Origin of the sequence: Enterobacter sp. A103, from assembly GCF_034427535.1 — a bacterium.
Classification (GTDB): Bacteria; Pseudomonadota; Gammaproteobacteria; order Enterobacterales; family Enterobacteriaceae; genus Enterobacter; species Enterobacter asburiae_B.
Map to the genome: position 1 here is coordinate 170,584 of NZ_JAXQPQ010000005.1, position 14,885 is coordinate 185,468.

The following is a 14,885-nucleotide window of genomic DNA, read 5'->3' on the forward strand; positions in this document are numbered from 1 at the left end:
GATGAAAACAAAACTGATAGTCCTGGCAATGGCCCTCAGCTTCGCCTCGGCGCAGGCGGCGGACCGCATTGCCTTTATCCCGAAGCTGGTGGGCGTGGGGTTCTTCACCAGCGGCGGCAACGGCGCGAAAGAGGCGGGGAAAGATCTCGGCGTGGACGTGACCTACGACGGCCCGACCGAGCCGAGCGTCTCCGGCCAGGTGCAGCTCATCAATAACTTCGTCAACCAGGGCTATAACGCCATTATCGTCTCCGCCGTGTCACCGGACGGTCTCTGCCCGGCGCTCAAGCGCGCGATGCAGCGCGGCGTCAAGGTCCTGACCTGGGATTCGGACACCAAACCGGAGTGCCGCAGCATCTACATCAACCAGGGGACGCCGGAGCAGCTTGGCGGCCTGCTGGTGGAGATGGCGGGCAAACAGGTCACCAAACCGAACGCTAAAGTGGCGTTCTTCTACTCCAGCCCGACCGTCACCGACCAGAACCAGTGGGTGAAAGAGGCGAAGGCCAAAATCGAGAAAGATCACCCCCAGTGGCAGGTCGTGACGACCCAGTTTGGCTATAACGACGCCACCAAATCCCTGCAAACCGCCGAAGGGATCTTAAAAGCGTATCCGGATCTGGACGCGATTATCGCCCCGGACGCCAACGCGCTTCCAGCGGCGGCGCAGGCGGCGGAAAACCTGAAGCGGGAAGGGGTGGCGATTGTCGGCTTCAGCACGCCGAACGTGATGCGCCCGTACGTTGAGCGCGGCACGGTGAAAGCCTTCGGCCTGTGGGATGTGGTGCAACAGGGCAAAATTGCGGTCAACGTCGCCGATCGTCTGCTGAAAAAAGGCGATCTTAACGTCGGCGACAGCGTGGACGTAAAAAATATCGGCGCGCTGAAGGTCGAGCCGAACAGCGTGCAGGGCTACCAGTATGAGGCGAAGGGCAACGGCATCGTGCTGCTGCCGGAGCGCGTGGTGTTCACCAAAGAGAACATCAGCAAATACGATTTCTGACGGGGGAGCAAATGGCTGATTTAGACGACATCAAAGACGGCAAGGATTTTGGCATCGGCACGCCGCAGCAGAATGTGCCTTACACCCTGAAGGGCTGCGGCTCGCTGGACTGGGGCATGCAGTCCAGGCTTGCGCGCATCTTCAACCCGCAGAGCAACCGCACGGTGATGCTGGCCTTTGACCACGGCTACTTTCAGGGGCCGACCACCGGCCTTGAGCGTATCGATCTCTCTATAGCGCCGCTGTTTGGCGAAACCGACGTGCTGATGTGCACCCGCGGCATCCTGAGAAGCCAGGTGCCTGCCGCGACGAACAAACCGGTGGTGCTGCGCGCCTCGGGCGGTAACTCGATTCTGGGCGAGCTGTCCAACGAGTGCGTGGCGGTGGCGATGGAAGACGCGCTGCGCCTGAACGTCTGCGCGGTGGCGGCGCAGGTGTATATCGGCAGCGAGTTTGAGCATCAGTCGATCAACAACATCATCAAGCTTGTCGATGCGGGCGCGCGCTACGGTATGCCGACGCTGGCGGTGACGGGCGTGGGGAAAGAGATGGCGCGCGACGCGCGCTATTTCTCGCTGGCCAGCCGCATCGCCGCCGAAATGGGGGCGCAGTTCGTCAAAACCTACTACGTGGACGAGGGCTTTGAAAAAGTGACCGCCAGCTGCCCGGTGCCGATTGTGATCGCCGGGGGCAAAAAGCTGCCGGAGCACGAGGCGCTGGAGATGTGCTGGCGCGCTATCGATCAGGGCGCATCCGGTGTGGACATGGGGCGCAACATCTTCCAGTCCAGCGCGCCGCTCGCCATGCTGAAGGCGGTGAAAAAAGTGGTTCACGAGAACTGGAACGCCCGCGATGCGTTCCAGTTCTGGCAGGATGAGAAACAGGGAGAAGCAAAATGAACGTGACGCTGGTGGAGATCAACATTAAGCCCGAGCGGGTGGACGAGTTTCTGGAGGTGTTTCGCGCCAACCACGAGGGGGCAATCCAGGAGCCGGGAAACCTGCGTTTTGACGTATTGCAGGATCCGAGGGTGAAAACCCGGTTCTTTATCTACGAAGCCTATAAAGACGAGGAGGCGGTGCTGGCGCACAAGCAAACCCCGCACTACCTGGCGTGCGTGGATAAGCTCGAAGAGCTGATGTCGGAGCCGCGCAAGAAACGCAGTTTTGTGGGGCTGTTGCCGGAGTAGCGGCTTTGCCCGGCGCTTTTCATGACCGCCATCTTTTAACCCCCCTCCACCGGAGGGGGGAGTCGATATTACGCCTCTTCCACGCTCACCCTGAGCGCTGCCAGTGCTTTACGCGCCGCTTTCAGCACTTGCTCGCACTGCTCAATCGTCAGCGTCAGCGGCGGTTCGATGCGGATGGTTTTCGAGTTGTTGAGCGTTCCGGCGACCAGCACCCGCTGGCGGAACATCTCGCTCGCGAAGCTATAGCCGGTTTCGTTATCGATAAACTCAATCGCCATCAGCATCCCTTTCCCACGCGCGTCCTGCACCAGGTCCGGATACTCCCGGCCTAGCTGACGGAAGCCGTCCAGCAGCATGTCGCCTTTCTGCTCCGCCTGCGCGGGCAGGTTTTGCTCCAGCAGCACGTTGATGGTTGCCAGCGCGGCCGCACAGGCCAGCGGGTTACCGCCAAAGGTGGTGGTATGCAGGAACGGGTTGTCGAACAGCACCGAGAAGACCTCTTCAGTCGCAACCGTCGCACCAATCGGCATCACGCCGCCGCCGAGCGCCTTCGCCAGGCACAGGATGTCCGGCTGAACGTTTTCGTGCTCGCAGGCAAACATTTTGCCGGTGCGCCCCATCCCGGTCTGGACTTCGTCGAGGATCAGCAGCGCGCCAAACTCATCGCACAGCTGACGCACGGCGGGCAGATAGCCCTGCGGAGGGAGGATTACGCCGCCTTCGCCCTGAATCGGCTCCAGGATCACCGCGGCCACGTCATCACCGGTTTTACGGCATTCGCTCAGCACGGTGCGCATGGCGTTGATGTCGCCAAACGGCACGTGGCGGAAGCCCGGCAGCAGCGGCATAAACGGTTTGCGGAAGGTGGATTTGGCGGTAGCAGACAGTGCGCCCAGGGATTTACCGTGGAACGCGCCGCTGGTGGCGATAAAGGTGAATTTCCCGCGCGGCGACTGGTACGCTTTGGCGAGTTTAATCGCCGCTTCGACCGATTCCGTGCCGCTGTTGCTAAAGAAGCTGTACTTCAGTTTGCCGGGCGTTAAGGCCGCCAGCGTTTTCGCGAGCATGGCGCGAAGCGGGTCGAGCAGTTCCTGGCTATGGAGAGGTTGTTTCGCAAGTTGATTCTGTACGGCGGAAACCACAACTGGATTACGGTGCCCCACGTTGAAGATACCAAAACCACCCAGGCAATCGATAAACTCCTGTCCCTGGGTGTCGACAAGCGTGTTAAGACTCCCCGCTTGCCACTCTACGGCTCCGTAATCCCCGCCGGCGGTAACAGATTTGCGATACTCCAGAAAACCTGGATTGACGTGCTCTTTAAAGTAATCGATGACCTCTCGGTTAAGTTGTTTCATTTCCTCATGATCGAGCGTTCGCTTCTCAATGAGATTCAGTGCGTGCGCGGTACAGGCAAGAGCCGAGGCGCTGGAAGGTAACCTGTTCAAAATGTGCTCCCGGGGATCGCGTATCACATGATACTGGTTTAAGTATTGCAGGGATTACGCCACTTCAGATGACTTAACGAAAATCGGGATAAATGCCAGGTTAAAATAATGTTGCACAATATTTAATCATGCCGGAGCAACCGAAACGGGATTTAGCGGTACAGGACAAAAAGGGTAAATGAGGCCGGAAAAGCGCATCTGCACTAAAGAAGTGCATTGGCTGCAACTTAAGTGGGCATTAACTGGTCATGCTTTATAGGTAATTTCTTTGCGAAAGTATTTGAAATCAATGAATTATAAAATCGTACAAAAAGTATGGTTTAAGTGAAATCTGCGATCTTCATCAAGTTTAACAACTAAAGATAAATTGTTTACCGCCGAAAAAACATTGACCCACAAAATTAACATTCAAATAACCTGCAAGGGATGCCCACGATGTCCTCTCCAACCTATGTCACCCAGAATGAATATCCTCTGGACGATGACACCACCTTAATGTCTACCACAGACATCCACAGCTACATCACACACGCCAACGACACCTTTGTGCAGGTGAGCGGCTACCAGCTTGATGAGCTGACGGGCCAGCCGCACAATCTGGTCCGCCACCCCGACATGCCAAAAGCCGCGTTTGCCGATATGTGGTACACGCTGCAGCAGGGCGAGCCGTGGAGCGGAATTGTCAAAAACCGGCGCAAAAACGGCGACCACTACTGGGTGCGTGCGAATGCGGTGCCGATGGTGCGCCGCGGGCAGGTGACGGGCTATATGTCCATTCGCACCAAAGCCACAGCCGAAGAGATTGCGGCCGTGGAGCCGCTCTACCGGGCGCTGAACGACGGGAGCTGTAAGAAACGCGTGCACAAGGGGCTGGTGGTTGGAAAAGGCTGGCTGGGTAAACTGCCGGCAATGCCGCTGCGCTGGCGCGTGCGCAGCGTGATGGCGGTGCTTTTTGCCGTTCTCGCCGCCACGCTGGTCGCGACTTCCGCCGGGTGGATGCCGCTCGTTGCTGCCGCGGTGGTGATGCTGCTGGGAACGCTGCTGTTTGAGCAGCAGATTGTCCGCCCGGTAGAGAATGTGGCGCGACAGGCGCTGAAGGTCGCAACCGGTGAGCGCAACAGCGTGCAGCATCTGAACCGCAGCGACGAGCTGGGGCTGACGCTGCGCGCGGTCGGGCAGCTGGGCCTGATGTGCCGCTGGTTAATCAATGACGTCTCGAGCCAGGTAGTGAGCGTCCGTGACGGCAGCGACAGGCTGGCGCAGGGAAATGAAGACCTGAACGATCGCACGCGTCAGACCGTGGCGAACGTGCAGCAGACCGTCGCAACAATGAACCAGATGGCCGCTTCCGTTCAGAGTAACTCTGAAACTGCCGCCGAGGTGGATAAACTCTCCGTGGCCGCGAGCAGCGCGGCGACGAAAGGGGGCAACGCGATGCAGACCGTCGTCAAAACCATGGATGACATTGCCGACAGCACGCAGCGGATTGGTTCGATTACCTCCCTGATTAACGATATCGCTTTCCAGACCAATATTCTGGCGCTGAACGCGGCGGTTGAAGCGGCAAGGGCAGGAGAGCAGGGAAAAGGTTTTGCCGTGGTCGCGGGCGAAGTTCGCCATCTCGCCAGCCGCAGCGCCAGTGCCGCCAATGATATTCGTAAACTCATTGATGCCAGCGCCAGCAAGGTGCAGTCCGGCTCTGAGCAGGTTCACGCCGCAGGTCGCACGATGGATGATATCGTTGTGCAGGTGAAAAACGTGACGCAGCTTATCGCCCAGATCAGCCACGCGACCTCCGAGCAGGCAACCGGACTGTCAGAGTTGACCCGCGCGGTCGCCGAACTCGACAGCATCACGCAGAAAAACGCCGACCTGGTCGAGGAGAGCGCCCACATTTCTGCGATGGTGAAGCACCGCGCCGGACGCCTTAAGGATGCGGTGACTGTGCTCCACTGAGTCAGTAATGTTCCAAAAAAGCCGTTTATACCGTAGGGAATAAACGGCTTTTTATTCTTCTGAATGTGACTATTAATGTGGTTTATTGTTAATCTAATATTAAATAACTAAAGAAAGTGCCTCAGTTATTTATTCCTGCCTAAGTCAGTTCTTCAGAATGCTATTTCGAAAATACCCCGTTTGACGGTCTGGTAACGATCGATGAGGCCATATTAATAGCCTACACCTATGCATTGCTGGGGTTATGAAATAAAAAAACGATCAAACTCATAAAGTTAGCAAAATCGTTACCGATAACAGCGATCGTCTGAGAAATAATCACATCGATGGAGAAAATATGTTCTTACATGACGTAAAGATCGGCACGAAATTATTTCTGGCGTTCGGGTTCTTTATTGTCCTGATGGCCATCAGTGCGAGCCTGTCTCTGCTGAGTCTGGATCGGGCTAATAACGGAATGCAATCGATTATTACCAGTGATTATCCGACCACGGTAAAAGCGAACCAGCTAATCGATAACTTCCAGGAATTTATTAGCACTCAACAGCTGATGCTGCTGGACGAGCAGGGCACCTATACGGGGCAATCTCAGCAGCGCCTGAAAGAGATCAGCGAGCACATCACGGTGATCCTGGGCGAGCTGAACAACGCGCTGCAGGATCAAAAGTCTCAGCAGGTTCTGGCGGAGATCCGCAGCGTGCGCCAGCAGTATCTGGACTCGCGCTACCGCATTCTGCAGGCGGTGCAGAACAACAATCGTGCGGGCGCTATTCAGGAGATGATGACCACCACCCTCGCCGTGCAGCAGGCTTATAAAGCGAAGGTGAAGGAGCTGATTACCATTCAAAACAGCGAGATGCAGAGTGCTGGCGCGCAGGTGGAAGGGGATTTCAGATCTAACCGACTGCTGCTGATTCTGCTCACGCTCTTTAGCATTGCGGCAGGCAGCCTGATTGGCTGGTTTATCGTGCGCGCTATCACTCGTCCGCTCGGCGAGGCGGTGCATTTTGCAAAAGCCATTTCTGAGGGCGATCTCACGGGCAGCATCACGCCACACGGCAAAGACGAAACGGGTCTGCTGCTGCATGCGCTGATGGAGATGAAAACGCGACTGCTGGACATCGTGCAGCAGGTGCAAACCGGCTCGGAGAATATCTCCAGCGCAGCCGCGCAGATTGTCGCCGGGAACCAGGATCTGGCCGCGCGCACGGAAGAGCAGGCAAGTTCTGTAGAACAGACCGCCGCCTCGATGGAGCAGATCACCGCGACGGTGAAAAATACCGCCTCGCATACCGGGGAAGCCACCAACCTCTCGGCGGATGCCGCCACGGTGGTCAAAAACAACGGCGAGATGATGAAGCAGGTGACCAGCAAAATGCGCCTGATTAACGAGACGTCGAACCGGATGTCCGACATTATCGACCTGATCGACGCCATTGCTTTCCAGACCAATATTCTGGCGCTGAACGCGGCGGTGGAAGCGGCGCGCGCCGGCGAGCACGGTCGCGGCTTTGCGGTGGTGGCGGGTGAAGTTCGCCAGCTTGCCCAGAAGAGCGCGTCATCTGCCAGCGAAATCCGCGAGCTGATTGAGAGCTCTACCAGCCAGACCCAGGACGGGATGAACCTGGTTGAAAAAGCGAGTGCGTTGATTAACGGGATGGTCGGCAACGTGGAAGAGATGGACGTTATCCTGCGCGAAATCCGCCAGGCCAGCCACGAGCAGACGGAAGGTATCTCGCAGATTAACAGCGCGATTGGCCTGATTGATGCCACCACCCAGCAGAACTCCGCGCTGGTGGAGGAGTCCGTCGCGGCGGCAGCATCGCTTAACGAACAGGCGATGCACCTGAAGGAGCTGGTACGCGTCTTCCGCGTGAGCGAGCACGCTCCGGCTTAGTCCAGCTGGGAGATCTCGAGCGCCGCGCGGTCAATAACGCCGATAATCTGCTTGAGCTGCGCGTCGCTGAGCTCTCCCTGATTCACCTTCAGATCTAACACCGCTTTGAAGTTATCCAGCGCCCGCTTCATCTGCGGGTTTTTGCGCAGCTGAAAACCGACGGAACGGGCTTTAATACGCACCTGGATCTGTTCCAGCTGCTCCCGGTTTTCGTCCAGCCAGCGTTGTCCTTCAGCGGTAATTGTAATCGTCTTACGACCGTTCTCTTCTTCCGTAATGGTGATAAAGGTTTGATCCTGAAGATAATCCAGGGTCGGGTAGATCACGCCTGGGCTCGGGGTGTAATTCCCCTGGGTCAGATTCTCGATCTCTTTGATCAGCTCGTAGCCGTGGCTCGCGCTGCGGGTCAGGATATCCAGAATCACCAGCCGCAGATCGCCGTGGCCGAAAAAGCGCGGTCGGCGCCCGCCGCTGTCGTGTTCGTGTCGCATAGTAGTTCTCTTAATTTGATATATCTAAACTATATCTAAGATATATTCAGATGCAATCTAAAAGATCTTGCATTTTTACTTACTAGTAATCATTATCATTTGGATAATTGATTTAGATATATCGTATTCACCAGAGAAGGGGCTAAAAATGGCATCTACCCGTTACCCACAGCGTGTTCGTAATGACCTGCGCTTTCGCGAGCTGACGGTGCTCCGCGTTGAGCGCGCCAGCGCGGGTTTCCAGCGCATTGTTTTAGGCGGCGAGCAGCTGGAGGGCTTTAGTTCCCGCGGTTTCGACGACCATACAAAAGTCTTTTTCCCGGCTCCTGGGGCGGTATTTGTACCGCCGGTGGTCACCGATGAAGGCATCGACTGGGGTGACGGCGTACGTCCTCAGACGCGCGACTACACGCCGCTGTACGACGAGGCAAACCATGAGCTGGTACTCGATTTCTTCGTTCATGACGGCGGCATTGCCAGCCGCTGGGCGGTCGAGGCGAAAGCGGGAGACAGGCTGAGCATCGGCGGTCCGCGCGGTTCGCTGGTGGTGCCGGAGGATTACGCCTGGCAGCTGTACGTGTGCGACGAGTCCGGCATGCCCGCGCTGCGTCGACGCTTAGAGAGCATTGCTAAACTGCCGGTTCGCCCGGAAATTCATGCGGTTGTGACGGTCGGGGACGATTCTTATAAGGCGTATCTGGCGCACCTGAGTGAATTCAACATCACCTGGGTGGTGGGCCACAGCGAGCAGGCGGTAGCGGACCATCTGGCGGCGCTGACCGTTCCAGAGGAAGATTACTTCATCTGGCTGACCGGGGAAGGGAAAGTGGTGAAGACGCTGAGCCGTCAGTTTGAAACCGACGCTATTGACCCTCAACTGGTGCGTGCCAGCGCATACTGGCACGCCAGATAATCAGGCGGCGGAATCCAGCTGCGCTTCGCTCACCTGATGTTCGAGCGAGGCGCGGACCTCGTGCAGCGCTTTCTCCTGCTGAGCGAAGTAAGCTTCCATATTGTTCAGCGACGAGACCAGAAGCCAGGATTCCTCTTTCTCCAGCTCCGCCAGCTCGTTCACTAAAATGTCGATTTGCTCGCGAACCTGCGCCATTTTTTTGCGGATACGTTCCAGATCGTTCAGCCTGTCGCTTGCCATCAATGGCTCAAAGCCCTGCTGCAGCCGGGCCACCAGTGAGCGAATAGTTTTAACGTCGCCACGCTGCTTCGCCTGGTTGAGCTGGACCATCATCGCGTTAGCTTCCTCTTTCAGGTCGTCCGCCACCAGATCCGGATGGCAGAGCTTGCTCGCCTGCCGCCAGAGGCGCTTGAGCTCGTTCCGATCCTCTTCCGAGAGATCTTTCCCTTTGCGCAGCCGCACTTCGGCATCGTGATGCTGCTCGCGATACTTCTCGTACTCTTCGTTAGCGTCGTCGCGCGCCTGACGCGCAGGCTCCTCTTCGCGCGTTAAGCCGCTCTCCAGCTCCAGCGCTTCGGCTAGCAGGTTGGCAATCAGATTGCTTTGCTGTTCCAGATGCTTACGCGCCTCAGCGGCCTGCACGGAGTCGGCCGGGAGATCGCGCCAGCGCTGGGTGAGCGTCGTCAGCACCTCTACCGCCTGCGCCATATAGCGCTGGCAGCGACGGTAATCTTCCTCGCGACGACGCGCTTCCGCCTGCTGACGGCGCAGATTGAGCTCGGCCAGCGTTTTACGCAGGGCGAGGATCTGCTGCATCAGCGGCCCGAGGCGAGAAAAATAGAGATCGTTGAACTCATCAAGCTGCTGCACCCGGGCGTTGCGCCGGTCAATCAGATCGCGCAGACGCTCTTCCAGCGCCTTCAGCTCCAGCTTGCTGGCGGCCACCTGCGGATCGCGCCATTGAGTCACGGCGCGCTGGCCCTGCAGCCAGGCGGTAATAGCCGCCATCGCAGCGGTGTAGTTCTTCTCCTCAAGCGCCACGACGATTGCCTGTAGCTCATCGTCAAACGCTTCATTTTTCAGGCGTGTCAGCTGGCTCTGGATGATGTCGTCATCTTCCAGTTCAATGGCATTTTTAATGATTTCTAGCCGTTTGATCGGTGTGCTCATGATGCCTTTCGCTTTGGCGCTTAAGTATTTGAGTTAAGGTTAGTTGTTGTAAAAGCTACAGGAAATAATACACACGGATGATGATCGGCGCGATGGGGGATTTCTTTAATGAGTTGATGTGTGGTGCTCTCATTATGGGGTAAACCCGATAGAGCGACATGCCACACCTTCACCAGCCCTGTTAATGTGCGTCGATCCTCTTTTTCCCCTGACTCGGGTTTTTCCGTGTCCTACCCGAAAGCGAGCGCCCCACCTTTGGTGGCGAATGCATCCGACCCACCCTCAATTAACCTCGCTGTAAATCCCCACTACGCGACCCACCGTTTTTATCTCGTCGATACCGCATTCAAACGGAACCTTGCCGCCCGCCACGTGGAGTTTTTTACCCGGCAGCAGCGTGAGGTCGCGGATGCTGGCGGTGCCTTCAATCTCAACCAGCCACAGGCCGTCGGTTAACGATGCTTCTTTTTCAATAAAGTGCAGCTTTCCCTCCGCCCGAACGGCGATGCCGCGAGCCAGCGGTTTGCTAAAGAAACCAGAGTCAATACTCAAAGTGGTATTTTCTTCCAGCTTTCCATCACTCAGTGTGAATGTGGAAACCGAAACCGGATCGCCCGGCGCGGGGTGACCTTCAAACTGTGCACCTTGTCCGGTCATCAGCCAGCGAAGGCTGGCACCGGTGTCCAGCGCGCACTGAACCGCAAAGTCGTAAGAGACGGTACCGCGCGCGTAGCGGTTCTGAAGCGAGCTGGCGGCGATATTAAAGTGCCGGGCCAGCTGGATTTTCTGCGTGAAACCATATACCTGACAGATTCTATCGAGTAACTCTTCATTATTCACTTGAGAATCTAAAATCAAAATATATTCCTTTGGGTGTTTACTAATACTCATTTGGGTATTAGTATCATTACAAATTCGGGCAATCAGCGGCAGGCGTTGGTAAACAGAGGCTAATGATTGCAGACATTATCAAAATGGGAATCATGCAGCATGGCATCTGAAATCGCAATCATCAAACGGCGGAAAAAACCGTGCTGTGCCCGTTTTCAGCGCACTAGCGTGCGTGAGTTTACGCGAGGGGAGATATGGCGATAGAAGCTGCCCGTGCAAGGGTTCCACTTAGCGTGGGAGCGCGTCTTAGCGGGCTTAACCACGTCGCTGAACTGCGCGCCCGATACGGGAGCGATAGCGGAAAAGAGCTGGCGCGGTTTATGGCTGAGCTGCGCGATAAGCGCGATCCCTGTTTTGAGGAGAACAGCAGGGCGCTGGCCGCCCTCTTTTTCCTGGCGAGATTGCCCGTCGCCCGTCATGAGTGCGAGCTCAGTGAGTTAACCACAGAGGAGAAAAGGGCGCTGATTAACGCCATGAATCATTTTCGTGCTGTCGTGAGTTTATTTCCTGAACGGCTGACCATGCCGATATAACCCAACCAGAAACCTAATGGCGTAAACCCGCCGGGCATCCTTTTGCCTGAATTTAAGGAGAACGCGTGATGCGAAACAGTGAAAACCGCCCTTATCCGACCGGAAGTGAAGAACTGAAGCGCCTGCTGGCAGAGGCAAAAACAGAGGAACGATGCGCGCGAGCCCTCGCGGTCTCCCTGCGTCTGGAGGCGCTGGCGAGCCATATCTACAAAACCGGCATGAGCGGAGAAGACGTTGCCGAACTGCTGTGCCACGAGGCGGCTCGCTACGAGCGTGAATCCCAGGAGCTGCACTGATGGCCGATTTTATCGATCTTGCGCAGGCGCGCGAGCAGGAAGACAGAGAGCGATACATTAATCGCGCCCGCAGACGACCCGCATCGCCTTCGCGTTTCCTCTGCGAGGACTGCGAGGCGCCGATACCGGAGGCGCGCCGAATAGCGGTGCCCGGCGTAGCCCTGTGCGTAACCTGCCAGGAGATCGCAGAGATAAAAAATAAACACGTCCGGGGAGGATAAGTTGGCTACGTCATTTGCTTATCCGTGGAATGCCCCACGGTCGGCCATTGCCAGCCCTTATCTCACCCATGCCCAACAGCAGCGCCGCGATCGCCTTTTCGCGGCGCTGCAGCAGGCAAGAATTGCCCTCTCACAGCAGCCCGACTGCGTACGCTTCGAGATCTGGCGCACGGTTGATGCCCTCGAACAGCATCGGGGCAGCCCGCAGGCCAACGCCTTTTTGATCCGCTTCTGCAAAAGGATGTTGCCTCGCCTGCGGCGGGTCTCTGAACGCTATGCCTGCACAGGCCTGCACGACGAAGTCTCCTGGGCCGTGTTCGACGGCCATTTCGACACTCAGCTTCTGCAATACCTCGCCTCGCGGATGGTCGAACTGGTTGCCCGCTATAACCGCCTTCCGGATATGACCCGCGCGGACATCGACCTGCTGGCCGCAGATATCGCCAGCTTTATTCGCGGCGAGCTGGCGAATATTAACGATGCTGAGATGGGTGAATACCAGACGCTGTACGTCTGGTATCAGCGCGCCGGACTGATCGCCCGACAGTTCAACGTGTCGCCTCCGCACTGGGAGCGGGTGTCGAAGACGTTTTTCAACAAAGATGACGTTGCCGCGGCGGTGATCCGCATGTTTTCCGAGGCGTGGTGGCGCGGGCGTCTGCGTCGGGTCGCGGCTGCCTGGCGCGAGCATTTGCAGATTGCCCTCGGCAACGTCAGCAAACGGAGAACGGCGTATGCGAGCAAACGCTGCGTGACCGAGTGGCGCGAGCAGAAGCGCCGCACGCGCGAATTTCTCAAGGGCATGGAGCTGGAAGATGAAGAGGGCAACCGCATCAGCCTGATTGAAAAATACGACAGCTCGGCGGCCAACCCGGCGATACGTCGCTGTGAACTGATGACCCGTATCCGCGGGTTTGAAAATATCTGTGAGGCGCTGGGCTACGTGGGCGAGTTCTATACCTTAACCGCGCCCGCGCAGTATCACGCGACGCTGAAATCAGGCTTCCCCAACGCGAAGTGGAACGGGGCCAGCCCGGCGGATACGCAACTCTACTTTACCCGCCTGTGGGCGCGTATCCGGGCAAAACTGCACCGGGACGGGCGCCGTATCTTTGGTATCCGCGTTGCGGAACCCCATCACGACGGTACACCCCACTGGCACATGCTGATGTTTATGCTGCCGGAAGACGTCGAATGCGTTCGCCGGATTATCGGGGATTACGCCCGGCAGGAGGATGGCGCTGAGCTGCAGAGCGAAGACGCCAGACAGGCGCGCTTTCACGCGGACGCGATCGATCCGCAGAAAGGCAGTGCTACCGGCTATATCGCCAAATACATCTCAAAGAATATCGACGGCTATGCGCTTGATGGCGAGACCGATAACGAAAGCGGTGGATTGCTGAAGGAGACGGCGTCCTCCGTGTCGGCCTGGGCAGGGCGCTGGCACATTCGCCAGTTTCAGTTCATCGGCGGCGCGCCGGTAACGGTCTACCGCGAGCTGCGGCGTCTGGTGGATACCGATGCCGCGCGCGGTCTGAGCGTTGAGTTTGCAGCCGTCCATGATGCTGCCGATGCCGGGGACTGGGCGGGTTACGTCACGGCGCAGGGCGGGCCGTTTGTGCGTCGCGATGATTTACAGGTGCGCACGCTGTATGAGCCGCGCGCCGGGTTTAACCAGTACGGCGAGGAAACGGTCCGCATCCGCGGCGTGTACGATTCCGCCGTTGGCGCGGGCAGCCCAGTTTTAACCCGACTCACGCAGTGGAAAATTGTGCCGAAGCGGGCCGCGGATCTTAAGGACGCGCCCGTATCCTCTCGGAGTTCTGTCAATAACTGTACGCAGACCGATCTTTCTCAACCCCTCAGCCGACGTGCTAGGCGGGCGTTAACCGAACGCATCAAATTCATTCGCCCTGGCGAGACAGCGCCCGTCCTCTTCGCGAGCGATCCGCAGAACGGCGTGCCGGAGAAGGTGATCGATGAGATACGGCTCGCCACCGGGATAGCCATCAGCCGGGCAGAAGCCCTGCATCTGATGGCGGGAGGCATCAGCCGCTTTAACGATAAATGGTGCAGGGGCGCAGCTGACGGATCGCTATTTCCGGCACCGTGTTCTTACCAGCAAAAGGCGCGGAAAATCCTTGAACGTATTGGGTATTTAACGGATCTCTTCGCTCAGAGAACCCGCTAATCTCCATCCATATCATGTACATACCGTGAAGGGTTCTGATTTTTCGCTTCACTCTTTTTATGAATACGTGCTACTGTATGTTTATACAGTATCTCGTGGTGGAGGTTGTGTGGACAGAGAGTTGAACGAGCAGGTCATGATTGAACGAGTCGAGCTGATTGCGCGACTGACGACAGAAGGAACGTGTCAGGAAAGAGATCGTGAGATTGCCCTGAATTTGATTGCTGAGATTGCGCGGGGAAATTTAATTAAGAACAACGCATTTACCGTTGTGTTCTCAGCATCGCCTGTTCCGGAACGAATCAAAAAAGAGGGCAACGTTCGGGTGAACATTACTCTCGATAAAGATCAGCAGATCGATCATGCCGTCGTTGAGGCCTTTCAGTGCGAACTGACCCGCAGAATACGCTCCCTGTTTCCGTCATCGCGGGTGAACGTGAAAATAGGATCGGTGACGGGTGTCGAGCTCCAGGGGCTTGAAAAAGAAGCCGATCGCGAGGCGCTGGACGCTATCCTCCGGGAAGTCTGGGAAGACGAGAGCTGGCGCTAGCCCCGGCGTCATCACCCGTACCAACACCCTCATTCCTGTTTTGCGCTTCCGTTGAACCACGCTTCGCCGCTCGCGGACGATCTGTTGTGCCCGCGATTGTCCATCCGTCAGCGATAGCGAAAAGCCTGCTGGCCCG

At 57.2% G+C, this 14,885-nt stretch carries 15 protein-coding genes; 11 read left to right on the plus strand and 4 right to left on the minus strand.

Translation table 11 applies throughout. The features are described 5' to 3' along the window. Window position 1: 1 nt before the first annotated feature. Genes lsrB through lsrG form a run of 3 tightly spaced genes read left to right on the plus strand, consistent with a single transcriptional unit; the run spans window position 2 to window position 2,192 of the window. Entirely contained in the window at window positions 2-1,003 is a 1,002-nt protein-coding gene (lsrB, locus tag SPH27_RS15495) for an autoinducer 2 ABC transporter substrate-binding protein LsrB (protein WP_033146708.1), read from the plus strand. A gap of 11 nt (window positions 1,004-1,014) precedes the next feature. Beyond that, complete coding sequence (gene lsrF / locus SPH27_RS15500; protein ID WP_033146707.1) at window positions 1,015-1,902, plus strand: 3-hydroxy-5-phosphonooxypentane-2,4-dione thiolase; 888 nt, start codon at window positions 1,015-1,017, stop codon at window positions 1,900-1,902. Beyond that, window positions 1,899-2,192 carry a (4S)-4-hydroxy-5-phosphonooxypentane-2,3-dione isomerase gene (lsrG, locus tag SPH27_RS15505; RefSeq protein WP_008503162.1) on the plus strand — a complete coding sequence of 98 codons (294 nt, stop codon included), beginning with the start codon at window positions 1,899-1,901 and terminating at the stop codon, window positions 2,190-2,192. The genes lsrF and lsrG overlap by 4 nt, the downstream gene beginning before the upstream one ends. Before the next feature lie 68 nt (window positions 2,193-2,260). Here the strand turns inward: lsrG and ygjG are convergent, their stop codons facing one another. Beyond that, window positions 2,261-3,640 carry a putrescine aminotransferase gene (gene ygjG, locus SPH27_RS15510; protein WP_182071528.1) on the minus strand — a complete coding sequence of 460 codons (1,380 nt, stop codon included), beginning with the start codon at window positions 3,638-3,640 and terminating at the stop codon, window positions 2,261-2,263. A 435-nt stretch (window positions 3,641-4,075) separates the two neighbouring features. Between ygjG and SPH27_RS15515 the strand changes: the two genes are divergently transcribed. Next, the gene (locus SPH27_RS15515; protein ID WP_182071529.1) at window positions 4,076-5,596 is read left to right on the plus strand and encodes a PAS domain-containing methyl-accepting chemotaxis protein; all 1,521 of its coding nucleotides are present in this window, start codon (window positions 4,076-4,078) and stop codon (window positions 5,594-5,596) included. A 337-nt stretch (window positions 5,597-5,933) separates the two neighbouring features. Beyond that, complete coding sequence (locus tag SPH27_RS15520; protein ID WP_101744686.1) at window positions 5,934-7,493, plus strand: methyl-accepting chemotaxis protein; 1,560 nt, start codon at window positions 5,934-5,936, stop codon at window positions 7,491-7,493. On the opposite strand, the gene SPH27_RS15525 is transcribed toward SPH27_RS15520, so the two are convergent. Beyond that, a complete protein-coding gene (locus SPH27_RS15525) occupies window positions 7,490-7,984 on the minus strand; it encodes a PadR family transcriptional regulator (protein ID WP_029741394.1) in 495 nt (164 codons plus the stop codon). The genes SPH27_RS15520 and SPH27_RS15525 overlap by 4 nt on opposite strands. A 148-nt stretch (window positions 7,985-8,132) precedes the next feature. On the opposite strand from SPH27_RS15525, the gene SPH27_RS15530 reads away from it, so the two are divergent. Continuing rightward, window positions 8,133-8,897, plus strand: coding sequence for a siderophore-interacting protein (locus SPH27_RS15530; RefSeq protein WP_182071530.1), 765 nt, complete (start codon window positions 8,133-8,135; stop codon window positions 8,895-8,897). On the opposite strand, the gene SPH27_RS15535 is transcribed toward SPH27_RS15530, so the two are convergent. Then, window positions 8,898-10,067, minus strand: a complete 1,170-nt coding sequence (locus SPH27_RS15535; RefSeq protein WP_182071531.1) for a DNA repair protein — start codon at window positions 10,065-10,067, stop codon at window positions 8,898-8,900. A 282-nt stretch (window positions 10,068-10,349) separates the two neighbouring features. Next, window positions 10,350-10,925, minus strand: coding sequence for a phage repressor protein CI (locus tag SPH27_RS15540; protein WP_047060318.1), 576 nt, complete (start codon window positions 10,923-10,925; stop codon window positions 10,350-10,352). A 227-nt stretch (window positions 10,926-11,152) separates the two neighbouring features. Between SPH27_RS15540 and SPH27_RS15545 the strand changes: the two genes are divergently transcribed. From SPH27_RS15545 to SPH27_RS15565, 5 genes are all read left to right on the plus strand, one after another. Continuing rightward, window positions 11,153-11,491, plus strand: coding sequence for a DUF5347 domain-containing protein (locus SPH27_RS15545; RefSeq protein ID WP_039260501.1), 339 nt, complete (start codon window positions 11,153-11,155; stop codon window positions 11,489-11,491). A gap of 68 nt (window positions 11,492-11,559) precedes the next feature. Continuing rightward, on the plus strand, window positions 11,560-11,787 hold the full coding sequence (locus tag SPH27_RS15550; RefSeq protein ID WP_029741400.1) for a DUF2732 family protein: 228 nt from the start codon (window positions 11,560-11,562) through the stop codon (window positions 11,785-11,787). Further along, window positions 11,787-12,008, plus strand: a complete 222-nt coding sequence (locus tag SPH27_RS15555) for a TraR/DksA family transcriptional regulator (RefSeq protein WP_087823171.1) — start codon at window positions 11,787-11,789, stop codon at window positions 12,006-12,008. The genes SPH27_RS15550 and SPH27_RS15555 overlap by 1 nt, the downstream gene beginning before the upstream one ends. A 1-nt stretch (window position 12,009) precedes the next feature. Further along, window positions 12,010-14,199, plus strand: a complete 2,190-nt coding sequence (locus SPH27_RS15560; RefSeq protein WP_182071532.1) for a replication endonuclease — start codon at window positions 12,010-12,012, stop codon at window positions 14,197-14,199. A gap of 109 nt (window positions 14,200-14,308) precedes the next feature. Continuing rightward, window positions 14,309-14,749, plus strand: coding sequence for a DinI-like family protein (locus SPH27_RS15565; RefSeq protein ID WP_033146693.1), 441 nt, complete (start codon window positions 14,309-14,311; stop codon window positions 14,747-14,749). The last annotated feature ends 136 nt before the right edge of the window (window positions 14,750-14,885 follow it).